Here is a 23,463-nt window from a genome sequence, read left to right as displayed (position 1 = left end):
AATGGAGGCATACTATGCAATTATTGGCTGCACAATCACAGTCTATTATGGATTTGGGAATTCACGTAATTTTAGGTGGGTTCGGTTTATTCATGTTGGGAATTAATTTGTTGGGAGATGGTTTTAAAAAAGTAGCGGGAAACCGCATGCGGGATTATATTGATAAATATACGAGCAATCTTTTTTCTGCAATTTTAGTGGGGGCTTTGATTACAGGAATTATGCAATCGAGTTCTGCGGCTACGGTTATTTCCATTTCGCTTGTTCGCGCGGGCTTAATGCGCTTAGATCAAGCAATCGGAATTTCTTTAGGGGCAAATATTGGTACGACTGTAACGGCGATTATCGTTGGATTAAATATTGATGAAATGGGTTATTTCTTCTTATTTATTGGGGCAATGATGGTGCTCTTTGCGTCACGTCGTGATATTAAAAACTATGGACAAGTTGTTCTTGCATTTGGTTTAACATTCGTTGGGTTACAGATTATGAGTGAAAAGCTCATGCTTATACAACAAATGCCATTTTTTGAAGCGTTAATGGTGCAACTCTCTGATCATCCTTGGTTTGCGATGTTAGGTGGTACGGTGTTAACTGGAATTATTAATTCATCTTCCGCAACAATTGCGGTTGTTCAAAAGATTTATGGTAACGGTGGTATGTCCATGGTTGCTGCGACGGCGTTTGTATTTGGTTCAAATATTGGTACGACGGTGACAGCATTGTTTGCGTCAATGGGTGGTTCCATTGCGACACGTCGTGCTGGTTTGTTCCATACAATGTTTAACGTTATTGGGGCAGTCTTGATGATGTTATTTGTAACACCTTATTCACAATTTATTTTAAAAATTAATGCCTTAATGGGTGGTACGGATGCTATGGCCGTGGGAATTGCGCATTTTGTATTTAACCTGTTCTTTGCAATTCTGGTAATTCCGTTTGTTCCAGCCTTTATACGTCTTCTTAAGATTTTAATTCCTGGTGAAGATAAAATTAGAAGTCGTGAAAAACTGAAACCTCTTGATCGTGATATTATTCATACTTATCCAGAAGGCGCGCTTCAACTGGCAAAAGCACGCACCACCAAAATGGGTGACTTGGTTCTGGAAGCCGTGGATGCATCTCATGGTTACTTACATTCTAAGGATGACGAGGATTATGAGATTGTCATGCAACTTGAAGGTATGGTGAACCAGTTGGATACGGAATTGACGGAGTACCTCCTTGAAATTATGAAACATAGTAATTCTGATTCACATATCGCGGATACGTATACAAAGTATTTAGAAGTAATTAAAAATTATGAACGTATGAGTGATTTATCAACCAATCTCGTTGAGTTTTATCGTATGGTTTTTGAAAATCGTGAGAATTTCTCTGAAGATGCTTTGCATGATTTAGATACAATGTATAAACTTCTTATGGATATGATGCGTCGTTCACTCAAAATCTTTGATACTGAGGATTTAACGCGTTTTGATGCTTTAATCCGCGATGAGGAGTATCTAGACTTGATTGAAGATAAATATCGTGAGAAACACTTCCAACGCATGGCGGAAGGGATTTGTGATGAAAAGGTTGCAAGTTCTATCTTCATTGACGTTCTCGGTATTTTAGAACGTATTGGAGATCACGGCGTTAATGTTTCACGTTATGTGCATTCCGCAGTTGGTGTGCATGCGAATCGTGAAAATGTTATTTTAAAATCAAATAATTAAACCGAAAACTGAAACGCATAAGTTTCAGTTTTTTTCTTTTAACTCTTTTAAAGAAATATATACCATGCTTGATTGATATTGTGATATTATGGTGATGGTCTAAATTTTTTTTATGGAGGAAAGAATGAATAGTTTATTCTTGGCAACTCAAAATCCATCGTTTTCGGATTTGGGTATTAATGTCATTCTAGGTGGATTCGGCCTTTTTATTCTTGGAATTAAATTTCTTGGAGAAGGATTAAAGGAAGCCGCAGGGCCTAAAATACGAGATTATATTGAAAAATACACGAGTAATACCGTGATGGCGATTTTAGTTGGTGTTGCAATTACTGCAATCATGCAATCAAGTACTGCCGCAACGGTTATCTCAATTAGTTTAGTACGCGCAGGGTTAATGCGTTTGGATCAAGCGATTGGTATTTCAATTGGAGCGAACGTAGGAACAACGGTAACCGCGTTAATGATTGGTTTAAATGTTGATGAATTGGGTTTTTATTTTTTATTTGTAGGTGCGATGATTATTGCATTTTCAAAACGCAAAAAATATAAAAATATCGGTCAGATTTTATTTGGCTTTGGAATTACTTTTGTTGGTTTAAAACTGATGAGTGATAAGTTAATCCTCATTCAAGAGTATCCATTCTTTGAAGCATTTATGCTTAAAATGTCACAAAGTCCTTGGCTTGCTCTTTTTGCAGGTACCATAGCGACGGCAATTATTAATTCTTCTATGGCAGTCATCGCACTTGTTCAAAAGATTTATGCGAACGGCGGTATGTCGATGGTTGCGGCTTCTGCCTTTGTATTTGGTTCGAATATTGGAACGACACTTACGGCAGTGCTTGCATCCATTGGTGGGTCCGTGTCAACGCGACGTGCCGGATGGTTTCATGTAATTTTTAACTTTACAGGGGCAATTATTGTTATGATATTCATAGAGCCTTACGCTGCCTTTATTGTAAGTGTTAATGAATTAATTGGTGGCTCACCCGCTTTTGCGGTGGGACTGAACCATTTCTTTTTTAATCTAATTTTCGCGATTGTAATCATACCTTTTGTTCCAGCGTTTATTCGTTTGATGGAATTTTTAATTCCTGGTGAAGATAAAATCAAAGAACGTGAAAAGATTAAACCTCTTGATTACGGTTTGATTGGAACCTTTCCAGAAGGGGCGCTTCAATTAGCACGTAAAACGACGGTGAAAATGGCAGATTTGGTTCTAGAATCAGTCGAAACGTCGAATCAGTTCTTGCATTCGCGAGATATGGAAGATTATGATGTTGTGATGCAACTTGAGGAAATGGTGAATGGTTTAGATACAGATCTTACTAAATATTTACTCGAAATTGCGAAGCAAACGGATGTTTCCGGACATATTACCGAAGAATACACCAAAAACTTAGAAATAATAAAGAATTATGAACGCATGAGTGACCTCTCGACAAATCTAGTGGAATTTTATAAAATGAGTTTTGAGAATCGTGAGTCGTTCTCAGAAGACGCGCTTCGTGATTTGGATACTATGTACCAACTGCTTATGGATATGTTGAAGCGTTCAACGAAAATATTTGAACGTGAGGATTTATCAGGATTTGAATCTCTATGTCGTGATGAAGAGTATATGGATCTTATTGAAGAGAAATACCGCGAGAAGCACTTTCAACGCATGGCAGAAGGAATCTGCGATGCAAAGGTTACGAGCTCAATCTATATTGATATCTTAGGTATTCTTGAACGTATTGGAGATCATGGCGTTAATATTGCACGGAATATGTTCTCGGCTGTGAAGTTGCATACTTCTGACGAACACTAAAAGGGGGATATTATGAAGAAAATTTATTTTGCAAGTCCATTGTTTACGCATATGGAGTTTCGTTATAATGCGGAAGTTGTTGCGCAAATTCGATCGGTTTACCCAAATGTGGAGGTCTACCTTCCTCAGGAACAGATGGAAATTAACGATAAGAATAGTTATGCGAATTCCATGATGATTGCACAGGCAGACACGGATGCACTTTTGAAATCAGATCTTATTGTTGCGGTATTGGATGGGCAAACCATTGATGCCGGTGTCGCATCAGAGGTGGGTGTTGCCTATCAAGCAAATATTCCGATGATCGGACTCTATACGGATAGTCGTCAACAAGGGGCTGACAACGCAGAAAAAATCAATGCTTTGCGTGAAGTTGCGGAATCACAATTTTCTTATGTGAATTTGTACACTGTGGGTCTTATCAAACTTAAGGGAACAGTCGTAACGGATGAACAAACACTTATTGAACTTATTGGTGAAATATTAGGTCAATAATTGACCTGTTTGACACCACCTTTGTTTTTGGGTATAGTATCAATAACAAGGCGGTGGGAACATGGACAGAATTTCTTTCTAAATCATTAATAATAAAATAGGAGGAAGTTTTGTCATGTTTAATTTTAGTCTTAATATTAAGACGGAAGCTGGGCGCGAGCTTATCGCGCCTTTTTCTATGTCTTTAAATCAAAATGATCGCGTCGCATTAATTGGTGAGGAAGGGAATGGAAAAAGTCTAACCCTTAAGGCACTCGTCCAAGATAATTCTTTAGATGAGCTTCATGTTTCAAGAACGCTAAACAGTCGTCATGTGGTATTTGGCTATCTGAGTCAAGAAATGCCTCGAACGTTGCTTGAACAGGATGCGCTTTCGTATATCATTAAAGAACAATGGAATCGATATGGTGATGTGTCTCGGAAAATGAAGGAAGTCTTACCTCATTTTGAAATGGAGGATTTAAATCGTCCCATGCACTCATACAGTGGTGGGGAGCGCGTGCGCTTGCAGTTATTACAGTTGATGGTGCATCCATGTGACTGTTATCTTCTGGATGAGCCCAGCAATGACTTAGATTTAGAAACGTTAATGTGGCTCGAAGGGTGGATGCTTGCGCAAACCAAACCCATTATCTTTGTATCGCATGACGTCATGTTCTTGCAAACGTGTGCGAATCGTATTGTTCATCTTGAACAAACACATCGTAAAACACGCTCACATGTTACAGTCTATGAAGGTGATTATCAAGGATATTGTGATGCCTTTCTCAGTCAGATTCAAAAACATAATCATGATGTTAAGTTGCGTCAAAAAGAAAAACAAAAACAAGAAGCGCGATGGCATCAGTTATACCAAAAAGTAGAGCATCGTCAACGGACACAAACCCGTCAAGATCCAGCAAAAGGACGTCTTTTGAAGAAAAAAATGCATACGATAAAATCGATGGAGCGACGTTTTGAGCGGGAAGTCGTGCCGGAAAAACGCGATTTTGAAGGTGCGATCAAGCTATCGTTTGAGGAACAAGCGAAAATCCATCAAAAAAAGATCTTAGATTTTCATCTTGATGAATTGGTGCGAGAAGGACGTATTCTGGCTTGTGATCTCGATCTTGTGGTGTATAGCCGTGATCGCATTGCCATTGTTGGGTCCAATGGTGTAGGGAAGACAACGTTACTGCATGAAATAATAAAAGAAATTGATGCTGAAGATGTCGGTGTGATGCATCAGTCCTACGATCTTAACTTGGATTATGATTTGTCACCGATTGAAAACTGTGTTCTTGAAGGGTCCCGCGATGAACGTGGTCTGATCACAAATCATCTAGGGAGTTTGAAATTTACAGAGGATGAGATGAACACGCCGATGGAACGGCTATCGGGTGGTCAAAAAGCTAAGGTATCACTGCTGAAATTAGTTCTTAAGAATCCGAAAATAATCATTCTCGATGAGCCAACACGAAACTTGAGTCCGCTCAGTGTTGGTGTGATCTATCACTTACTTAGTAACTATCAAGGGGCGATTATTTCTGTAACGCATGATCGTGCACTGATTCAAGAAGTGATGGATGATGTTTATTCATTTGATGCATCTGGACTTAAGAAAATATCTTAATATTTCCCGGGTGAATTTTTTGTGAAGAAAATTGTTTTCGAATCAATTTGAGACTTTGCGTGAAAACGAGTAGAATAAAAGATAAGGATGGTGGAACTATGAAAGAACACGTAATTCGTTTAATGCCGGGTGATGATTTATTGCAAGGAATTGATGCTTACTGTAAGAAATTTCAAATTACATCAGGCTATATTGGAACCTGTGTTGGCAGTTTATCCAGTGTAGTGTTTCGAAAAGGACATAATAAAAAAGAGATACAACTCAAAGGGCCATATGAAATTGTTTCGTGTGTGGGAACCGTTTCTCAAGGAGGACACCATATTCACGCTTCCATCAGTGATTTGGAATTTAAAGTAATGGGTGGTCACGTAGCGCTGGGATGTACGGTAAAGTCAACGGCAGAGATTGTTATTATTGAGCTGGAACATCATCAATTAACACGAACTAAAGGTGAATTATCTGGATTTAAGGAGCTTGAAATCGAAGTTACCGGTAGTGTATGTAAAGAGCGTTAAAAAAAGAACGGAGGCCTCCGTTCTTTTTATGTATTTGAATTATTAACAGTTTGTTTAGATTTCGCAAGTTCTGCGTCGATGGCAATGGCGATACAAAGACATATTAATGCATTGCGATCGTCATTAATATCAAGTTCATAACTATCACCCCAACGCAGCCATTTTTTTGAAATCGTCATGATGGTATTATCGCGGGACGTAACTTTATAATGGTGATCAAGATAATCACCACTTAGTTTCCAATCAAGGTGTTTAAGTGAAAATTTCATTTTTAAAAATGTGAAGTTCTTTTTTAAGTTGATCTTGTGATCAGGGGTGATCAGGGTATATTCAGATAAAAATCGAAATGGTCTTTGTTTTACGGTTGCAACTGATTTTTGTGTTGCATCTTGAATTGTAAATTTTCGACCGATGGTTAAGACTGAGCCTTTGACTGTGTATACGGTAGTTCCGTTTTCGTCCTTGACCTCAAAGCGATCACGAATTGAGAAGACGTGTTGTTTTATATATAATTTCATATTTTTTCTCCTTAGGTCTTGATTTGAAAGTCAATGAGATGTACAATTTAATCACGCCGGCTTAGCTCAATTGGTAGAGCAACTGAATCGTAATCAGTAGGTTGGGGGTTCAAGTCCTCTAGCCGGCACCATAACATTTACACCAGATGGTGTTTTTTTTTACAGTCTCAGTTTATCACAATCAATTCATGTCGTCGATGGATGTGTTTTGAAATATATAGAAAAAACATTTCATATAAGTATTTGAGTGTAAGGGGTTTATGTCCTTTATTTAAAGGAAATCTATGAAATATTATTTCAATACATTAGGCTACCATTTTGAAAATGAATTTGATATAATGACACTGTACATAAAGGAGAATATCATGGAAGGTTTAGAATTACTTAGTTTTCAAATGATTTCATTTAACGGGTCGGCTCGTTCATGTTTTGTGGAAGCAATTCAGGCAGCGAAAGAGGGCGACTTCGAACGTGCAGAACAGCTTATGGCTGAAGGTGAAGAACAATTTGTTGAGGGACATCGTGTTCATGCACAATTAATTCAACAAGAAGCTCAAAATGGTGCTACTCAAGTCAATTTATTGTTGATTCACGCAGAAGACCAAATGATGAGCGCAGAAGTATTAAAAATTATGGCTACAGAGCTTATTGACATTCACAAGAAAATTCAATAAGAGCTGTGGCTCTTTTTTTATTATTTAGCACATGGTACAATGCAATTAGTTAGATAGAAACATAAAATGAGGAGATCATCATGTTAAAAGAAAATAAAATATGGATTGCACAGGGCGAAACCCCAGTGTATATTTTACCGCAGATGTTAAATCGTCATGGACTTATTACTGGTGCTACGGGTACCGGAAAGACGGTTACATTGAAAGTTTTAACGGAAGCATTAAGTGATTTAGGTGTTCCTACGTTTTTAGCGGATATTAAAGGTGATGTGTCCGGTCTTGCTTCCGCAGGGATTGAAAATCCAAATGTTTCCAGCCGTGTTGAAAAATTTGGCGTGGACGGTTTTGAGTACAAAGGGTTCCCGGTAACGTTTTGGGATATTTACGGTAAGGGTGGTATTCCAGTTCGTACTACTATTTCAGAAATGGGCCCCATTATGCTCTCAAAACTTATGGATCTTAATGAAACACAGGCAAGTGTACTCTCGTTAGTTTTCAAAATTGTGGATGCTCAAGGGCTGTTACTGCTTGATATTAAAGATCTCAAAGCCATGTTAGATTATGTTTATCAAAACAATAAAGAGCTCACTGCCGAATATGGATTGATGTCTACACAAACCATTGGTGCGGTTGTTCGCAAGGTTGTGTTTTTAGAGGAACAAGGTGCAGACATCTTTTTTGGTGAGCCAGCTTTAGATATTCAAGATTGGATTTGTACAGATTCGAATGGCCGAGGTATGGTTAATATTCTTCATAGTGTGGAATTGTTCCGCCAACCAACACTGTATGCGACGTTTTTACTTTGGATGTTATCGGAACTCTTTGAAACCTTACCTGAAGTGGGTGATGTCGAAAAACCGAAGATGGTTTTCTTCTTTGACGAAGCCCATCTACTCTTCAAAGATGTACCTAAAGCATTGGTGGACCGTATTGAACTTGTTGTTAAGTTGATTCGATCAAAAGGTGTGGGCGTTTATTTTATTTCTCAAAGCCCATCGGATATCCCCGACCGTGTTTTAAGTCAATTGGGAAATCGTATCCAACATGCCCTTCGTGCCTATACCCCTGGCGAACAAAAACAAGTACGAGCAGCAGCTCAAAGTTTTAGAGCGAATCCAAATTTTAATACTGAAACTGCAATAATGGAGTTGGGTACAGGTGAAGCTATTATCTCAACACTCGATGAGAAGGGGACGCCACAAATTGCGGAACGTGCTTTTGTCTTGCCTCCACAAAGTCTTATGGCTGAAATTGATGCAAGCTTACGTACATCGATGATTCAAAGCAGTAGTTTTTATCAAAAATATATAGAATCTATTGATCGCTTTTCGGCCTATGAATCGTTAGCTGAAAAAATGACACAAGCAGGAATTGAAGAGGAACAAGATAAAATGAATTTAGAACTTGAAAAAGAACGTCTCGCTCTTGAAAAAGAAAAGCAAAAATTAGAAAAAGAAAAAGAAAAATTACAAAATCGTAAGAAGACAACAACACGTCATCGTCAAACACCGATTGAAAAAGGCATGAACCGAACGATGAGTACCATTGGGAATGAACTCGGTAAAGCGATTACAAGAAATATTATGGGAATTCTTACTGGAAAGAAATGATTGGAAATGTTAACGCTTTCTTATAGACACTATTTGCCTTTGTTGTTATAATAGTTTCATATCGAGGAGGATATTATGAGAAAAATTATTTTATTATGTTCAGCAGGTATGTCAACAAGTATCCTTGTTACAAAGATGCAAGAAGCCGCTGCTGCACAAGGATATGATGTAGAAATATCAGCTCACGCTGTAAGTGAAGCCGCACGCGTTGGTGCTGATGCAGACATTATCCTATTAGGACCCCAAGTTCGATTCAATTTAAGTACAGTTCAAAAACAATTACCAGAAAAACCAATTGAAGTTATCGATATGCGTGCATACGGTACGATGAATGGTGAAGCCGTGATTGCGGAAGTTAAAAAAGTACTTGGAGATGCTTAAATCTAAAAATGTTAGTGAAAACTAACATTTTTTATTTTATAATAGAAAGTAATTACGATGGAGGTTGTTATGAAAATAAATATCGTGTATTATTCAGCTTCAGGAAATACGCAAATGATTGCGGATTCAATTTATGAAGCGGTGGAAGATTTGGGAATTAATGGGAGTAATGATTTTGTGACAGACGTAACAGCGGATGCTGTTATTGATGCAGATATCCTATTTCTAGGATCACCAGCAATGAATGATGAGAATGTTGAGGAGTATGAGTTTAGACCGTTCTTTGATGATTTGCTTCCCATGCTGTCAGGGAAACGTGTGGTGTTGTTTGGTTCTTATGATTGGGGCGAAGGTGTTTGGATCGAAAATTGGGAACGTGAGATTGTTGATGCGGGTGGAATTGTGGAACGAAAATTTGCATATCAATGGGAACCGACCGAAGCACAATTAAAAGAAGCATATGAGGAAACGAAAACACTTCTCACAATGTAAATTGTTTCAATGAATGTATAATTTACATATTCTTTGTAAAAAGTGTTGACATTTTTCATTGTGTCGGTATAATTAGTTTATAGATAGTTCATCTATCTAAAAAAACTTGTCCTTTAGACCATCGCTCATAGATAATCTATTTCCTCAAAATTATATAAATTAAGTATTCCTCCAATAATACTGACGATGGATCTTAAAAAACACACATCACTCCCAGATGTGTGTTTTTTTGTAATTCATCACAACTATTAACATTAAAACGACCGATTCGCTTAAACCATTCTTTTTAAATCATAAAAGTCATAAGTACATCAAATTATGACTTTTTTAAAAAACACAAATACGTTATAATAAGTTCAAGTGAGGTAAGTCTATGAAAGTAATGTATCCAGGATCTTTTGATCCAATCACAACAGGTCACATTGATTTAATCGAACGTTGTGCAAATATGTTTGATCATGTAGTTGTGGCAATTATGGTTAATGAAAAGAAATCAGGAACGTTTACAATGTCAGAACGTTTAGAAATGGCTTGTGACTGTTTATCTCATCTGTCCAATGTTGAGGTTGTTATTGGCGAAGGTCTCACCATTGATTTTGCGGAAAAGCAATCATGCCCAATTCTTGTCAGAGGGATTCGCGCAGTTATGGATTATGAAAATGAATTGCAGTTAGCGACTTCCAATCGTGTTCTAAATGAATCCATTGAGACGCTTTTTTTGGTCGCATCACCCAAGTATTCATACATTTCTTCCAGTGTAGCGCGTGAGATTGCTCGTTACGGAGGTGACCTTACTGGATTTGTTCCTCAAAGTGTTGCAGTGCGACTGTATCAAAAATATGATGTTGTGGTTTAGGTCTATAACGCGGCTTTAGCTCAGTGGATAGAGCAAGTGCCTCCTAAGCGCTGTGTCACAAGTTCGATTCTTGTAAGTCGCACCAAATATTTTTACTCTTGAAGTTGTATCAAGAGTTTTTTTATTGATATTGGCTCGTTTCGTGAGCACATTAGTTTTATAGAAATCTATGATATAATAACAAGTACACATATAAAAAATAAAAACAAAAGTCAAAGGTCTCATTCTATGAGTATAAGAGAGGAATACATTTTATGAAAAAGAACGCAATAGTTTTAATATTGCTGATGGTATTTAATAAATTCTTTGGAATTTTTAGAGAATTGTTACTGGCCAAGTATTTTGGTGCGACGGCGATTACTGATGCATACATCATCGCATCGTCCATTCCTAATTCATTATTTAGTTTTATTGCAACAGGGATTACGACGTCATTTATCCCGATTTTTAGTAAGATTCATAAGCGTGAGGGAAGTGACAAAGCTGAAGGATTTACAAGTAATATCATTAATATCTTACTTGTAGTTTTCGTGGGTGTTATTCTTTTAGCGGAAATCTTTACTGAGCCGCTTGTACGTCTATTTGCTTCTGGATTTAACGCAGAAACGATGGCTTTGGCAGTTTCCTTTACAAGAATTACATTACTTGCTGTGTTTTTCCAAACCATTCTCGCTGTATTACAAGGCTACTTACAAATTAAGGAACGCTTTGCAGCTCATGGTATAAGCTATGTAATTATGAATATCGTAATTGTTATAAGTATTATTTTATCAAAAGGAAATTCTATATATCTTCTAGCCTATGGGGTAACCCTTGCGATTGCCAGCCAATCACTCTTTATCTATTTGATTGCGAAACGCTCGGGTTATAAACATCAATTCAAATTAAAAGTTCGCGATGAACACATTAAAATTATGCTTGTTATGGCAGTTCCTGTAATTATTGGTTCGTCGATTGATCAAGTTAACGCTATTTTTGATAAGACAATTGCTTCAGGGGTTATTGAAGGTGGGATTTCAATTGTAAATTATTCAAATAAAATTAGTGATTCAATTATCGGTCTCTTTGTGAGTTCGATCATTACAGTTTTATTTCCGGCTATGGCGAAGTTTGCTGCCAATGGTGATCATGATGGACTTAAAAAATCAATTTCCAATACGCTGATAGCGGTCAATCTGATTGTTGTTCCAGCAACATTGGGGATGATGGTGTTATCACAACCTCTGGTTCAGTTGTTCTTTGGTCGTGGGGCTTTTACACCGGAAGCGGTTGTTTTAACGTCGAATGTGTTAATTGCCTCGTGTTTGGGTCTTATTGTTAATGCGAATGCAATGATTTTACTCCGTGTCTTTTACTCATTAGGGGATACCCGTCGTCCGGTGGTATACGGAGCAATTTCTGTTGGCGCAAACATCGTCGCGAGCTTATTCTTTGTTCAGTTTATGGGATTACCGGGTCTGACCCTTGGTACAAGTATCTCAAAACTGGTTTATTTTATCCTAATCTATTATTTCTTGTATAAAATGATCGGAGATTTCAACAATCAATATATTTTTAAAACCGTTCTTAAACTGATCGTGTCAGGATCAATCATGGCGGCTGCGGTCTTCTTTGCCTATCCATTTATCAGTGCGAAATTGAGTTTGGTAACGGGTCTTGTTCTTGTAGTTTTACTGGGAATCGTTGTCTACTTTGTTGCGGTTAAATTAATGCGAATCGAAGAATTTGATCAAGCAATCGATAGTGTGAAAGCAAAATTTATCAGTAAACTTAAACATTAAAGTTCTCATTTGAGAACTTTTTTACTTGTAAGGGATAAAAAGCCATGTTATATTATAAATAACTAGAAAGGTAGCAGATTGCTATCCGGTGAGACTTATGGGAAATGCGCCTCGACTTAAAACATAATAACTAAAAAGGAGGCGTTTTTTCTATGTTTAACATAAGTCTTGATGTTAAGACAGAACAAGGACGTGATCTTATCACGTCTTTTTCTATGTCCGTAAATAAAGGGGATCGTGTGGGCGTGATTGGAGAAGAGGGAAATGGTAAAAGTGTATTTCTTAAATCACTTGTCAATCGTCCCGAAATTCAAAAACTCAGAATCCACCGTTCCTTGCATCCAGAATCCATCGTTTTTGGATATCTAGGTCAGGAGTTGGAACCGCGGGAGCGCGCTCTAACGCTCTTGGAATTTGTGTTAGGGAGTGCTTGGGATCGTTTTGGGGAGTTTGTCCCCTTGTTTTTAACGATGGTACCAACATTGGATGAAAATGACTATAATCGCACCATGGACTCATTAAGTGGTGGTGAATGTGTTCGTATTCAATTACTAAAGCTTCAGATGCAAGATGTTGACTGTTATGTTTTGGATGAGCCCACCAATAATTTAGATATAGAAGGCTTAATCTGGTTTGAACACTGGATGGAAATGCAAACCAAACCCGTTATCTTTGTATCACACGATCTTAATACGTTAAAACACGGTGCAAATCGCATTCTACACTTTGAACAATTACATCGTAAATCAATTTCAAAATTAACACTGTTTGAAGGATCCTATGATGCATATATTGAAAATCGTGAACGAGCCAGAGCGCACCATAATCAACAAGTTCGTTTTCAGAAACGATTTGAAGCGAAACAAGAGGCAACATGGCAAAAGCAGTATCAAAAAGTGGGTCATCAACTTCGAAATGTGAACCGGGCAGACCCTGGTCTTCAAAAGAAAATGAAAAATTTAAAAGCACAAAAGAAGCGACGTTCTAAACAAGTGACCTTGGAACACCAAGATCAAGAAGAAGCAATTAGAATGGAATTCGGCAAACAAAAACCAGTCCATTCGAATGTTGTTTTATCCATTGATATTCCATTTTTAGAGACCGATTGGGGTGTCCGAGGCCGAAACTATTACTACCGTTTACATGCAGGTGAAAAAGTTGCGCTTGTAGGTCTAAATGGTAGTGGTAAAACGACTCTTTTTCATCGGATGATTCAGGGTCTTGAAGGGAATGTAGGTGTGATGCATCAGGATTATCATCAAAATCTTGATGTGAGAAAAAATGCAATTGAAAATTGTATGCGGCTTGGGGAAGCGGAAATGGAAGTTCGAATTGAACTTGGCAGACTTAACTTTACTTCTGATGAGATGGAACTTCCGATTATCCATTTATCCGGTGGACAAAAGGCAAAATTATCGCTGTTAAAGATATTACGGACAAAACCGGATGTGTTGTTATTGGATGAACCGACGCGTAATTTAAGTCCATTTTCATTAAAGGTGATCTATGAGATGTTAGCGGATTATCACGGTGCGATTTGGTGTATTACGCATGACCGCCAACTTATCCAACATGTATTTAAAGATGTTTTAGAAATGACACCCAATGGTTTTACGAAACGTTAAGAAATGCTTGACAGCAAGGATATTCGTGCTATTATTGCATTAATAACAAACTTTATGATTGAGAGGAGTAGCTTTCAAGAAGTAAGTTCAGAGAGTCTGTGGTTGGTGTGAACAGATCTTACCTCGAAGGTGAATGGGCTCATGAAAGGCGGAATGAACACTTCGGTAAGTAGTTTACGACGGTTGCCCCCGTTAAATGGGCAGGAATATGATAGTATTCCTATTGAGCTACGTAGATTACGTAGAGTTTCAGGTGGTACCGCGAAGACTTCGCCCTGTATGGGTGAAGTTTTTTTTGTTCTTAGGGAGGTGATGACCGTGGTATGAAGTGATTGGTGTTTGTTGAATCATTTTGATAAAGGAGCGAAACATATGAAAATCAAAAATTTAACCCTTTCGACCTTGTTTTTAACACTGGGTCTTGTATTACATATCACGGTCCCGGGTACCGTAGGTTTTATGAAACCCGATTTTATGCTTGCGATGTTTTTCTTTGCACTTTTTGGACTGCAATCGTTTCGAGAGGTTATCGTTGTAAGTATAGTTTGTGGCTTTTTGACTGCCATGACCACGGCAATGCCTGGTGGGGAAGTTGCTAATGTCATCGATAAACTCATTACCGGTCCACTTGTCTTCTATGGATACCAATTCTTAGTTAGAAAATTGGATTTAAAGGTTTCGTCGTGTTTGATTACGTGTCTTGGAACTTGTATATCCGGCTTGATTTTTTTAAGCATCGTTCAAGTTCTGGGTGGGATTTCCCTCCCGCTACAATTTTTCCTATTGGGTATCATTCTTCCGGCGATGGTTGTAAATAGCATCCTTGTTTTGCTAATTTCAAAGGTGATGGAACGCATTCAACCGAAAAAAGAGCCTAATCTTCATTATTAAATATGAGATGGTTTCGTATCAAAAAATAATGTTTTGGATCAGATTATTTTCTGTGTTTTTAAAGATAAGTTTGATTAAGAAGATTAGAGTGGGTATACGTCCATGGAACACGATTGTATCAGTGTGTGTTTTGAGATTAAAAAGTCTTATACGTTGATAGTGCGCTTTGATTATGTGTATAAATCCGATAATTTCACACTAGCATTCACATAGTTTTTCGTTATAATAGGAACGAGGGATAAAATATATGAAACTGATCGATTTAACACAAACATTTAATGAAGCAACTGGGGTCTTCCCAGGCGATACGAAAACAAAATTTGACTTGGATGCATGTTTTGAAGATGACGGCTACACAAACTATTCGGTGACGGCATCCTTGCACACAGGAACTCATGTGGAAGTTCCCATGCACTTATCAAGTGATGAGCGATTTATCAGTAATTTCCCCATTGACCGGTTTATTGGTCGTGGCGTTATGATTGATGTTCGCAATCAAAAAGAAATTGGTTATAAACCGGATTACGAGCTCTTGGTGAATCAAGGGGATGTCGTCGTGTTTTATACTGGATTTGATGAGCGCCGTGGTGAGAAAGCGTATTTCGAAGATCATCCAGTCTTTACTGAGGAACTTGCAATGTTTCTTGTGGAAAAACAAATTAAGATGGTAGGGATGGATATTCCATCACCTGATTTGGAACCTTATTATGTCCATAATATTCTTATGGATGCGGATATTATGATCTTGGAGAATCTCAACAACTTAGATTCATTACGCTATCATAAAGATTTTATTATTTCGGCAGTGCCGCTCAAAATCGAAGCAGAAGCAAGTCCTGTTCGTGCTTATGCTGTTTTAAAATAATGAGGCGTAACGTATCGTATGTGTGTATTGTGATGCTTTTTGGACTTACAGGCTGTCAAACACATCAAAACTTCGTCTGCGAAAAAGACTATGTTGTCGATGGAAGTCTAATCCATGAAACGTATCGTGATACAATCTCGGATAATTATACAATTGAGCGTCTCCATACTTTTCAAATCAGTGATTTAAAGGAAAATATCGATGACTGGTTTTTAACGCAATTACCCCAAAAGGAAATCGTGATGTTCAAGGAAATTTTGAATCAAGAATCGTTGCGGTTTACCATGTTAAGTACAGACCAAGATTTTAATCAAGGAACGTTTTTAATTTCTCATCGTTATGTTTTTGATATGATGAGTTCGGATGAATTGCATCTTGTTTCCACAACATTTAATCAGTCCGTTCTAACTTTTGAAGCGTTAAAGACTTATCGCACACAACAAAATTTTAAATGCACGTATTAACGTGCATTTTTTATTGCTTCGATAAATGCGTTGTGGTATTGTATTGGTATAACGATACAGAGGTGGAACTATGAAATTAGAGATTAATAATCTTTCAAAATCGTTTGATCAACAAGTAGTTTTGAAGGACATTAATTTAACGCTTGAAAAGGGAAAGATTTATGCGTTATTGGGGCGCAATGGAGCAGGGAAAACAACATTTTTTAACTGTATTAGTCAAGAAATTCCCTATGACCAAGGGACGGTTTGTTTTGAGGATGGATCACCCTTAACCCAACAAGATGTCGGGTTTGTTTATACAAATCCGATGTTGCCTGAGTTTTTGACAGGACTTGAATTTCTGACATTTTTTATTGATATTCATAAGGATCAAGGATTTAAACGAGAAGATGTTCATTCTTATTTTGATACAATACAATTCAATCAAGATGACCGTTATAAACTTATCAAAGACTATTCACATGGAATGCGTAATAAGCTTCAGATGCTCTGCATTATGATGTTGAAGCCAAAAGTTCTCTTTCTTGATGAACCATTAACTTCATTTGATGTGGTTGCATCCATTGAAATGAAACGTCAACTCGTAGCGCTTAAAGAAGACTGTATTATGGTTTTATCAACCCATATGATGCAGATCGCTAAGGATATTTGTGATGAGGTGATTATCTTACATCACGGTGAAGCATCCATCTTAGATTTTGGGCGATTGCATGATCCTTCGTTTGAGGAAGATATCATTCATATCTTAAGTGATAATCATGAATCATAATGTTTTAAAGGATATTACAAGGGTAAATCGAACAAATCAATTTATTTACTACCTTCGTTCGATTAAACCACTACGTAAAGTCATCTATGCCAATATTTATGAAAAAACGGATCAAAAAAAGAAACTGGGGCGCGTTGTATCGGTTTTTCATTTTATACGAATCGTCGTGAATCAATTTGTTTATCTATTTATTGTTTTTGGTCTGATTGCGAAAATATTTCCATCCGTTCCGATTGCGTTTATTTGGTTGCTCTTGGTGTTGCTTGGGTGCTGTATCAACACCATATCGACGGATGACTCTAAAGAGAAGTGGACCTTAATACGTTCCTTCAAAGTGGATTATCAATCTTACTACATGTTTCGTATGCGAAATGACTTCACTGAACGGATGCTTTACGCAATCGTGATGATGTCTACCGTTTTAATGTATAACCAAAGTTTTTGGATTGCATTGATGATGGGACTGTTTGTGATGGCGTCCAAAATTATCGCGGAAGGCATTGATTTAACCTATTTCGATCGATACCACGAGAAAATTAAAGGAAGTTATAAAATAGGATTTATGCTGGTGCTTACTTTGAGTGTAGGTGGTCTATATTTATTGAACCTCTTATCGGATCATTTGTTCTTGATTGTGACATGCATCACTGTCGTCGGTGCAATTGGATTTATAATTCGCAATCCATTTAATGCATCGGATATACATGAAGCATATGGACTCACGATGCTTCAACGTACACGTCCTGATGAAAGCCTTGCAGAGATAAATCTTAAAACAACACAGGAATCGTTACGCATTGATGATGATTACAATCTTGAACGATCGAATCGTGTTTTGAATCATCAAGAAGGATACAGTCTTTTGAATCGACTTTTTCTTGAACGTCACCGGCGCCTATGGTTTAAACCCTTGCGTTTCCGATTTGTAATTATTTTGGCGGCAATGCTCCTAAGTATCGTGGTGTTATGGGGAATGCGAATTCTTTTCCCTAATGAATTTATTGATGTCTCGAAAACACTTTCTACGGAGATTTTTAAATCGATAGGACCTTATATTTTTGTCGTCTATTTGCTGAATATTGGCGAATCGATGACCCGTGCTTATTATCTAAACTGTGATTCGAAATTATTGAATTACGCTTTCTATCGTCGTCCTGAAATTATTTGGAAACAATTTCTTGGGCGGCTTGGAACGCTTGTAACACTGAATTTGATTCCACTTTTACCAATCATCTTGGGTGTGGTTTTTATGGTTTCAGTTGAATTCATTGTACCAGTACGTGGTGAAGTCATGATGTTTATACTTACCCTAATACTTTTAAGCATCTTCTTCAGTGTTCATAATCTACTGATGTATTATACGTTGCAACCTTACAATGAATCGATGCAAGAGAAGGGAATACTCTACAACCTCATGAAGATTCTTGTGGTGATGGTTGCTTATAATGGTAATCGTCTAAGTTCAGTACCGAATCTAAATATATGGCTGTCTATTATTACAACCGTCTATTTTGTATTGGGTGTGTTTTGTGTACGAATGTTTTCAGGGAAAACCTTCAAAATCAGGAAATAGTTTTATTCGGACAAATTTCGATAAACGAGTAAGAGACTTGAACCCCGAGGATATCTTCTCTATAATTAAGAAAATGCAGGGGAGCTGGATTGATGAAAAGAAGAAAAGGGTATTTAATGGTCATGACAGGTGTGTTTTTTATCGCCGCGGTGTCTCATTTGATTTTCCCAAGTTATATGATTGAAAATTCAATTTGGGGTTTTGATTTTGGATGGCAGCGTGAATTGGGAGCAATGTATCTCGCGATAACCTTTGTGAACTGCTATGCACTCTATACACATAATGATGATCAACAACATATTTTGGTCATGCTGGCGATGACGATGTGTATTGGAGTGGGGTTTAATAATTTAGGTGCATGGCTTTCATCGCCTTTAGACCATAATTCTGTTCATATCGTAGGTGTGATTAATTTTTTAATAATTGGTGGATTTGGTGGGGTTTATCAAGGCTATCGAATTATGGCAAAGGCAGTGGAACAACGACAATAAAAACGAGGCTTAGATGTCCTCGTTTTTATCTTTTATCAAATCTCAACCGCACCACTTTTACTTTTATTAAAGTCTATCTCATAGGCCGTTTTGAAGTCAAATATTTTTCGCGGCATTGAGTTAATTTTGAAGCAAATATCATCAAGATATTGTTGCGCTATATCATACATTGATTTTCCTTTTGGTATAAACCTTCTCACGATTGCATTCGCTCTTTCATTGGTTCCACGTTGAAAAGAACAGTATGGATCACACTTATATAGTTTCACACCCAACCGCTTGGCTGTAATCCCTAATGTTTTAAATTCAAGTCCATTATCTACTGTTATCGATTTCGTTGTTATATTATTCTCTTCAATAAATTTTCGAATTAAGTTTGATGTGTAATAGTCATATCGATATTCTGCTTTAATAAGCCAGGTCATTCTTGAGCAGCGGTCTACAATGGATATAATCGCTGCAGATTCATGTTTCTTACCGATTATAGAATCGATTTCGAGATGGCCAATCTCGTTACGTTTCTCAATGTATTTAGGTCTAAGGCTAATTGGAAGTACTGTTTTCTCTTCCAAGTTCCATCTCAAGTGATTCATCATTCCACTAATTCTCTTTTTACGTTTTCGACGTTTATAGCACATTTTATTTGGTTTTATATCAAGTTTACCTTGATTAATCCAGTTATAGACTTGCTGCGATGAAACACACGGTTTATATGGATGATATCGTTTATAGTTACTCAAGCATACTTCTACCGAATGAACTTTAGGATCATAGTGAGAATGCAGATATTCGATTAGGTGGGAATATTTTTCTCGAATATCAATCGTTCGTTTCTTATAGACATTATTTTTATATCTAGAAATCGTAGAATGAGATATATTGAGTTTACGTGCTGCCTTGCGCATAGAGTAGCCGATGCTTAATAGAATATCAATTTGGTCTTTCATTTTTTTATCTAATTGTTTATACTTCATATGGGAGCTCCTTTTAGTCGGGTGGGCTCCTTTTATTATACAAAAACAACCGCACCTTGGGTGGTGCGGTTGAGATTTGAATTTAGGAAAACGAGGCTTAGATGTCCTCGTTTTTATTATGTCAATTCTTGACTAAAACATAAAAAACCAACCGAAGTTGGTTTGAAGATATATTTGGTGCACCAGATAAGATTTGAACTTACACGACTTGCGTCACACGCCCCTCAAGCGTGCGCGTCTACCGATTCCGCCACTGGTGCATTGCACTTAACTGCTTTTGTATTATAGCATTGGAATAAACAATGTGCAAGATTAAAAGTGGCTAATTTAATGATTTACGTAAAATATCGTGTATAATATTTATGGTTAAGAAGGAAGGTTATAATGAAAATTCATAAAAAGACGTCAATGACAGAGGGCGTCATTTGGAAAGAAATGCTCTTGTTTTCAATTCCGCTTTTGATTGGGAATCTATTCCAACAACTTTATAATACCGTGGACTCCTTTGTGGTTGGAAACTATGTGGGTGAAGAAGCGCTTGCGGCAGTTGGTGCAAGTACGCCTCTAAGTAACGTTATTATTGGTTTGTTTATGGGGATTTCGACTGGTGCGGGTATTCTTATTTCTCGATATTTTGGGGCGAAGAAAGATGAAGAATTGCATGATTCGATTCATACCTTTATGGCGTTTTCGTTGATTGTAAGTGTTTTTCTTACATTTTTCGGTTCCGTAATGTCCCCAATATTTCTGGGGTGGCTCAAGACACCCGCAAATATTATGGAACCTGCAACACTTTACTTAAGAGTTTATTTTTGGGGTGTAACCGGTCTTGTTATTTATAACTCCGGAGCAGGTATTTTACGTGCAATCGGGGATTCACGCAATCCCTTAATTTATCTATGCATCTCAAGTCTTATAAATGTTTCATTAGACTTATTGTTTGTTATTGTTTTTGATATGGGAATTTTAGGTGTTGCGGTTGCAACACTAATTGCTCAGCTTACATCTGCAATTTTAGTCTGGATGCATTTACTACGCGTTGATGATATTTATCAACTCAAGATGACAGATATTCGTATTCATCGAGATAAACTGTATGAAATTATTCGATTGGGAATTCCTACTGGAATTCAACAGACTGTAGTTTCATTTTCTAATGTCTTGGTACAATCGTATATCAATGCCTTTGGTTCTGCAGCCGTTGCCGGATTTAGTGCGGCGGATAAATTTAATGCGTTTTTATCCATGCCAACTCAAAGTTTTTCGTTAACAATAACGACTTTTACCGGTCAAAACCTTGGAGCTGGACGTAAAGAACGTATTATGGAGGGGGTTCGTACTGCTCTAGTTTTAGCGGTCGGGATCGTTATTATTATCGGGATTCCAACGTTTATCTATGCAGATCAACTCATTGGTTTCTTTTCACCTGAACCGATGGTTATTGTATATGGTGCACGGATGTTACGGATTATGGTGCCATTCTATTTTGCACTCAGCACAACAAGTATTTTGAGTGGTGCATTACGTGGTGCAGGCCTCACAATGGTTCCGATGATTATCATGATTTCGTGTTTCACCATCCTAAGACAAATATTCTTATTTATCATGATGCGAATCAATCATTCCATTGATTGGGTATATTGGAGTTATTCTGTTACCTGGATCAGTTCAATGATTCTTACGCTTCTTTATTCAAAAGCTTCAAAATGGCTTGAAAAAGCATAGTCCTCCAACGAGGACTTTTTTATGTTACAATAAAATAAAAAGGGTGGACAATATGAAAAAATTAAACATTATCGTTGATGTTCAAAATGACTTTGTATCGGGGACACTTGGTTTTGAAGGTGCAAACCAAGTGGTTATGAATATAATCCAAAAATTAGAAAATGAGCAAGATTGTGATGTTGTGTTCACACGTGATACGCATGGTTCAAACTATCTTGAGACGCAAGAAGGACGTCGATTACCAATTGAACATTGTATTTTGGGGTCTCATGGATGGGCGTTGGATGCGCGGTTAGAGCCATTTATTAAGCCGGATTCAATTATTTTTAATAAACCGACGTTTGCATCGTTGGAGTTGGGGAATTATTTAGATCAAAAAAATTATGATGAAATTGAAGTGATGGGTCTTGTTTCGAATATCTGTGTTATTAGCACGTGTGTGATGGTTAAGGCTGCGTGTCCCGAATCCCGCATTCTTGTAGATGCATCATGTACAGACAGTTACGATCCTCTTTTAAATCAAAAGACCTTTGATGTCCTTGAAGGTTTACATGTGGATGTGATTCGATGAGTCGGGCGAGTATTAAGCGCGGACTTTTAGCTGTATTAGCTTTGGTTCTTTTAATTGTAGGTGGCGTTGCTGTTTACTTTATTGTGGATCCATCTCCTTCAGCATATCTTATTCGAAAAGTGTTTGAAGGCGGGTTAGCGGTAAAACCACATGGTTATGAATTGATTGAATCTGAAGTTGATGCTTACACCGATTTAACGTATGAATCCACTGCTGGAAGAAATACCTTTGATTTGTTTGGACCGAAAAATTCCCAGAAGTTGCCGACGATTATTTGGGTTCACGGTGGTGCATTTGTGGGTGGTGATAAGCACGATAATTATGAGTATGCGGTTCAATTAGCGCATCAAGGCTATCGTGTTATTAATCTTAATTATGACCTCGCTCCAGAGGCGGTTTATCCGTCCCCAGTTCACCAAGTTGGTGAAGCCATAACATATCTTCAAACCCATGCGGATCTCTTTGGTTTAGATATCAATAATATTATTCTCGCGGGCGACTCTGCGGGGGCACACATAATCTCGCAATTCATGATGGTTCAGGTGGACCCGGCGTATGCCCAAAAATTGAATCAAAATGTAACTTTAAATCCAAGTTCTGTCAAAGGGATGGCATTGTTTTGTGGTCCCTATGATTTAAATGGTCTTTTAAATATGCAGTCTTCATCTGGTATTTTAGATTTCTTTGTGAGCCGTTTAGCGTGGGCTTATATGGGTGAAAAGGCATGGATGGATACCGATTATGTTGAATCATTGTCCATTCTTAATCATGTAACGAGCGATTTTCCACCGACATTTATTACTGACGGTAATCAAATGAGTTTCATGGAAGATGGCTTAAAAATGCAGGCAAAATTGGAATCGCTCGATGTTCCAGTCACTTCTGTCTTTTATGAAGGTGTGGCAGATGTTTTAGGTCATGAGTATCAATTTAAAATGGATAATCCGTATTCGGTTCATACATTTGAAGAATTTGTTGGATTTCTAAATAATTATACAAAGAAGGTGTGAAGGCTCACATCTTTTTTGATGGGGTTTTATATATGCAATG

At 37.5% G+C, this 23,463-nt stretch carries 22 protein-coding genes, 3 tRNA genes, 1 pseudogene and 1 other annotated feature; of the genes and pseudogenes, 23 read left to right on the top strand and 3 right to left on the bottom strand.

The window, feature by feature from the left end:
- The first annotated feature begins 14 nt into the window (after window positions 1-14).
- The 5 genes from AAG186_RS05870 to AAG186_RS05850 all read left to right on the top strand — a co-directional run bounded on the left by AAG186_RS05870 (window position 15) and on the right by AAG186_RS05850 (window position 6,153).
- Window positions 15-1,718 carry a Na/Pi cotransporter family protein gene (locus AAG186_RS05870; RefSeq protein WP_342621396.1) on the top strand — a complete coding sequence of 568 codons (1,704 nt, stop codon included), beginning with the start codon at window positions 15-17 and terminating at the stop codon, window positions 1,716-1,718.
- Window positions 1,719-1,842: 124 nt separating this feature from the next.
- Complete coding sequence (locus AAG186_RS05865; protein ID WP_161637336.1) at window positions 1,843-3,531, top strand: Na/Pi cotransporter family protein; 1,689 nt, start codon at window positions 1,843-1,845, stop codon at window positions 3,529-3,531.
- A gap of 12 nt (window positions 3,532-3,543) precedes the next feature.
- Window positions 3,544-4,026 (top strand): nucleoside 2-deoxyribosyltransferase, encoded by a 483-nt coding sequence (locus AAG186_RS05860; protein WP_125164292.1) that lies wholly within the window; start codon window positions 3,544-3,546, stop codon window positions 4,024-4,026.
- A 115-nt stretch (window positions 4,027-4,141) separates the two neighbouring features.
- Window positions 4,142-5,638, top strand: coding sequence for an ATP-binding cassette domain-containing protein (locus tag AAG186_RS05855; RefSeq protein WP_342621395.1), 1,497 nt, complete (start codon window positions 4,142-4,144; stop codon window positions 5,636-5,638).
- A 98-nt stretch (window positions 5,639-5,736) separates the two neighbouring features.
- Window positions 5,737-6,153: a PPC domain-containing DNA-binding protein gene (locus tag AAG186_RS05850; protein WP_125164294.1), complete on the top strand. Its 417-nt coding sequence runs from the start codon at window positions 5,737-5,739 to the stop codon at window positions 6,151-6,153.
- 26 nt (window positions 6,154-6,179) lie between these two features.
- On the opposite strand, the pseudogene AAG186_RS05845 reads toward AAG186_RS05850, so the two are convergent.
- Window positions 6,180-6,686 (bottom strand): annotated as a pseudogene (locus tag AAG186_RS05845) (LURP-one-related family protein); the annotation flags it as partial.
- Window positions 6,687-6,726: 40 nt separating this feature from the next.
- On the opposite strand from AAG186_RS05845, the gene AAG186_RS05840 reads away from it, so the two are divergent.
- The 15 genes from AAG186_RS05840 to AAG186_RS05770 all read left to right on the top strand — a co-directional run bounded on the left by AAG186_RS05840 (window position 6,727) and on the right by AAG186_RS05770 (window position 19,143).
- Window positions 6,727-6,802 (top strand) — tRNA-Thr (locus AAG186_RS05840).
- Between the two features lie 234 nt (window positions 6,803-7,036).
- Window positions 7,037-7,345 (top strand): PTS lactose/cellobiose transporter subunit IIA, encoded by a 309-nt coding sequence (locus tag AAG186_RS05835; RefSeq protein WP_013853133.1) that lies wholly within the window; start codon window positions 7,037-7,039, stop codon window positions 7,343-7,345.
- Window positions 7,346-7,425: 80 nt separating this feature from the next.
- Window positions 7,426-8,955, top strand: coding sequence for a helicase HerA-like domain-containing protein (locus AAG186_RS05830; protein WP_342621394.1), 1,530 nt, complete (start codon window positions 7,426-7,428; stop codon window positions 8,953-8,955).
- A 75-nt stretch (window positions 8,956-9,030) separates the two neighbouring features.
- Window positions 9,031-9,336: a PTS sugar transporter subunit IIB gene (locus AAG186_RS05825; protein WP_003775282.1), complete on the top strand. Its 306-nt coding sequence runs from the start codon at window positions 9,031-9,033 to the stop codon at window positions 9,334-9,336.
- Between the two features lie 69 nt (window positions 9,337-9,405).
- Complete coding sequence (locus tag AAG186_RS05820; RefSeq protein ID WP_161637340.1) at window positions 9,406-9,828, top strand: flavodoxin domain-containing protein; 423 nt, start codon at window positions 9,406-9,408, stop codon at window positions 9,826-9,828.
- Between the two features lie 373 nt (window positions 9,829-10,201).
- Window positions 10,202-10,684 carry a pantetheine-phosphate adenylyltransferase gene (gene coaD / locus AAG186_RS05815; protein WP_161637341.1) on the top strand — a complete coding sequence of 161 codons (483 nt, stop codon included), beginning with the start codon at window positions 10,202-10,204 and terminating at the stop codon, window positions 10,682-10,684.
- 9 nt (window positions 10,685-10,693) lie between these two features.
- Window positions 10,694-10,769 (top strand) — tRNA-Arg (locus AAG186_RS05810).
- 169 nt (window positions 10,770-10,938) lie between these two features.
- The gene (murJ, locus tag AAG186_RS05805; protein ID WP_161637342.1) at window positions 10,939-12,465 is read left to right on the top strand and encodes a murein biosynthesis integral membrane protein MurJ; all 1,527 of its coding nucleotides are present in this window, start codon (window positions 10,939-10,941) and stop codon (window positions 12,463-12,465) included.
- A gap of 152 nt (window positions 12,466-12,617) precedes the next feature.
- On the top strand, window positions 12,618-14,090 hold the full coding sequence (locus AAG186_RS05800; RefSeq protein WP_342621393.1) for an ATP-binding cassette domain-containing protein: 1,473 nt from the start codon (window positions 12,618-12,620) through the stop codon (window positions 14,088-14,090).
- 45 nt (window positions 14,091-14,135) lie between these two features.
- Window positions 14,136-14,371, top strand: a binding site (T-box leader).
- A 91-nt stretch (window positions 14,372-14,462) separates the two neighbouring features.
- Complete coding sequence (locus AAG186_RS05795; protein ID WP_125164301.1) at window positions 14,463-14,981, top strand: tryptophan transporter; 519 nt, start codon at window positions 14,463-14,465, stop codon at window positions 14,979-14,981.
- A gap of 247 nt (window positions 14,982-15,228) precedes the next feature.
- Window positions 15,229-15,846 carry a cyclase family protein gene (locus AAG186_RS05790; RefSeq protein ID WP_161637452.1) on the top strand — a complete coding sequence of 206 codons (618 nt, stop codon included), beginning with the start codon at window positions 15,229-15,231 and terminating at the stop codon, window positions 15,844-15,846.
- A 32-nt stretch (window positions 15,847-15,878) separates the two neighbouring features.
- The gene (locus AAG186_RS05785; RefSeq protein WP_342621392.1) at window positions 15,879-16,310 is read left to right on the top strand and encodes a hypothetical protein; all 432 of its coding nucleotides are present in this window, start codon (window positions 15,879-15,881) and stop codon (window positions 16,308-16,310) included.
- Between the two features lie 70 nt (window positions 16,311-16,380).
- Window positions 16,381-17,079, top strand: a complete 699-nt coding sequence (locus AAG186_RS05780; protein ID WP_161637454.1) for an ABC transporter ATP-binding protein — start codon at window positions 16,381-16,383, stop codon at window positions 17,077-17,079.
- The gene (locus AAG186_RS05775) at window positions 17,069-18,652 is read left to right on the top strand and encodes a hypothetical protein (protein ID WP_342621391.1); all 1,584 of its coding nucleotides are present in this window, start codon (window positions 17,069-17,071) and stop codon (window positions 18,650-18,652) included. Before AAG186_RS05780 ends, AAG186_RS05775 begins: the two co-directional genes overlap by 11 nt.
- A 92-nt stretch (window positions 18,653-18,744) precedes the next feature.
- On the top strand, window positions 18,745-19,143 hold the full coding sequence (locus tag AAG186_RS05770; RefSeq protein WP_161637456.1) for a hypothetical protein: 399 nt from the start codon (window positions 18,745-18,747) through the stop codon (window positions 19,141-19,143).
- A gap of 35 nt (window positions 19,144-19,178) precedes the next feature.
- On the opposite strand, the gene AAG186_RS05765 is transcribed toward AAG186_RS05770, so the two are convergent.
- On the bottom strand, window positions 19,179-20,117 hold the full coding sequence (locus tag AAG186_RS05765) for an IS30 family transposase (protein WP_342621390.1): 939 nt from the start codon (window positions 20,115-20,117) through the stop codon (window positions 19,179-19,181).
- A gap of 175 nt (window positions 20,118-20,292) precedes the next feature.
- Window positions 20,293-20,377: transfer RNA gene (locus AAG186_RS05760), tRNA-Leu, on the bottom strand.
- A gap of 124 nt (window positions 20,378-20,501) precedes the next feature.
- Here AAG186_RS05760 and AAG186_RS05755 point away from each other — a divergent pair.
- The 3 genes from AAG186_RS05755 to AAG186_RS05745 are packed head-to-tail and all read left to right on the top strand — an operon-like array spanning window position 20,502 to window position 23,423.
- Window positions 20,502-21,842: an MATE family efflux transporter gene (locus AAG186_RS05755; protein ID WP_161637457.1), complete on the top strand. Its 1,341-nt coding sequence runs from the start codon at window positions 20,502-20,504 to the stop codon at window positions 21,840-21,842.
- Between the two features lie 52 nt (window positions 21,843-21,894).
- On the top strand, window positions 21,895-22,413 hold the full coding sequence (locus tag AAG186_RS05750) for an isochorismatase family cysteine hydrolase (RefSeq protein ID WP_161637458.1): 519 nt from the start codon (window positions 21,895-21,897) through the stop codon (window positions 22,411-22,413).
- The gene (locus AAG186_RS05745) at window positions 22,410-23,423 is read left to right on the top strand and encodes an alpha/beta hydrolase (protein WP_342621389.1); all 1,014 of its coding nucleotides are present in this window, start codon (window positions 22,410-22,412) and stop codon (window positions 23,421-23,423) included. The genes AAG186_RS05750 and AAG186_RS05745 overlap by 4 nt, the downstream gene beginning before the upstream one ends.
- Window positions 23,424-23,463: the final 40 nt, after the last annotated feature.

Source organism: Erysipelothrix sp. P66, from assembly GCF_038682365.1.
GTDB lineage: Bacteria > Bacillota_I > Bacilli_A > Erysipelotrichales > Erysipelotrichaceae > Erysipelothrix > Erysipelothrix piscisicarius.
The sequence above is the reverse complement of the archived record's forward strand: the minus strand, read 5'-3'. Positions and strand labels throughout refer to the sequence as shown.

Excerpts from the sequence above, each read along its gene's own strand:
- AAG186_RS05770 (WP_161637456.1), top strand. The coding sequence starts at position 18,745 with ATGAAAAGAAGAAAAGGGTATTTAATGGTCATGACAGGTGTGTTTTTT.
- AAG186_RS05850 (WP_125164294.1), top strand. The coding sequence starts at position 5,737 with ATGAAAGAACACGTAATTCGTTTAATGCCGGGTGATGATTTATTGCAA.
- AAG186_RS05800 (WP_342621393.1), top strand. The coding sequence starts at position 12,618 with ATGTTTAACATAAGTCTTGATGTTAAGACAGAACAAGGACGTGATCTT.
- AAG186_RS05795 (WP_125164301.1), top strand. The coding sequence starts at position 14,463 with ATGAAAATCAAAAATTTAACCCTTTCGACCTTGTTTTTAACACTGGGT.
- AAG186_RS05855 (WP_342621395.1), top strand. The coding sequence starts at position 4,142 with ATGTTTAATTTTAGTCTTAATATTAAGACGGAAGCTGGGCGCGAGCTT.
- AAG186_RS05870 (WP_342621396.1), top strand. The coding sequence starts at position 15 with ATGCAATTATTGGCTGCACAATCACAGTCTATTATGGATTTGGGAATT.
- AAG186_RS05820 (WP_161637340.1), top strand. The coding sequence starts at position 9,406 with ATGAAAATAAATATCGTGTATTATTCAGCTTCAGGAAATACGCAAATG.
- AAG186_RS05830 (WP_342621394.1), top strand. The coding sequence starts at position 7,426 with ATGTTAAAAGAAAATAAAATATGGATTGCACAGGGCGAAACCCCAGTG.
- AAG186_RS05860 (WP_125164292.1), top strand. The coding sequence starts at position 3,544 with ATGAAGAAAATTTATTTTGCAAGTCCATTGTTTACGCATATGGAGTTT.
- AAG186_RS05775 (WP_342621391.1), top strand. The coding sequence starts at position 17,069 with ATGAATCATAATGTTTTAAAGGATATTACAAGGGTAAATCGAACAAAT.
- AAG186_RS05755 (WP_161637457.1), top strand. The coding sequence starts at position 20,502 with ATGAAAATTCATAAAAAGACGTCAATGACAGAGGGCGTCATTTGGAAA.
- AAG186_RS05835 (WP_013853133.1), top strand. The coding sequence starts at position 7,037 with ATGGAAGGTTTAGAATTACTTAGTTTTCAAATGATTTCATTTAACGGG.
- AAG186_RS05780 (WP_161637454.1), top strand. The coding sequence starts at position 16,381 with ATGAAATTAGAGATTAATAATCTTTCAAAATCGTTTGATCAACAAGTA.
- AAG186_RS05765 (WP_342621390.1), bottom strand. The coding sequence starts at position 20,117 with ATGAAGTATAAACAATTAGATAAAAAAATGAAAGACCAAATTGATATT.
- coaD (WP_161637341.1), top strand. The coding sequence starts at position 10,202 with ATGAAAGTAATGTATCCAGGATCTTTTGATCCAATCACAACAGGTCAC.
- AAG186_RS05745 (WP_342621389.1), top strand. The coding sequence starts at position 22,410 with ATGAGTCGGGCGAGTATTAAGCGCGGACTTTTAGCTGTATTAGCTTTG.
- AAG186_RS05785 (WP_342621392.1), top strand. The coding sequence starts at position 15,879 with ATGCTTTTTGGACTTACAGGCTGTCAAACACATCAAAACTTCGTCTGC.
- AAG186_RS05750 (WP_161637458.1), top strand. The coding sequence starts at position 21,895 with ATGAAAAAATTAAACATTATCGTTGATGTTCAAAATGACTTTGTATCG.
- murJ (WP_161637342.1), top strand. The coding sequence starts at position 10,939 with ATGAAAAAGAACGCAATAGTTTTAATATTGCTGATGGTATTTAATAAA.
- AAG186_RS05825 (WP_003775282.1), top strand. The coding sequence starts at position 9,031 with ATGAGAAAAATTATTTTATTATGTTCAGCAGGTATGTCAACAAGTATC.
- AAG186_RS05865 (WP_161637336.1), top strand. The coding sequence starts at position 1,843 with ATGAATAGTTTATTCTTGGCAACTCAAAATCCATCGTTTTCGGATTTG.
- AAG186_RS05790 (WP_161637452.1), top strand. The coding sequence starts at position 15,229 with ATGAAACTGATCGATTTAACACAAACATTTAATGAAGCAACTGGGGTC.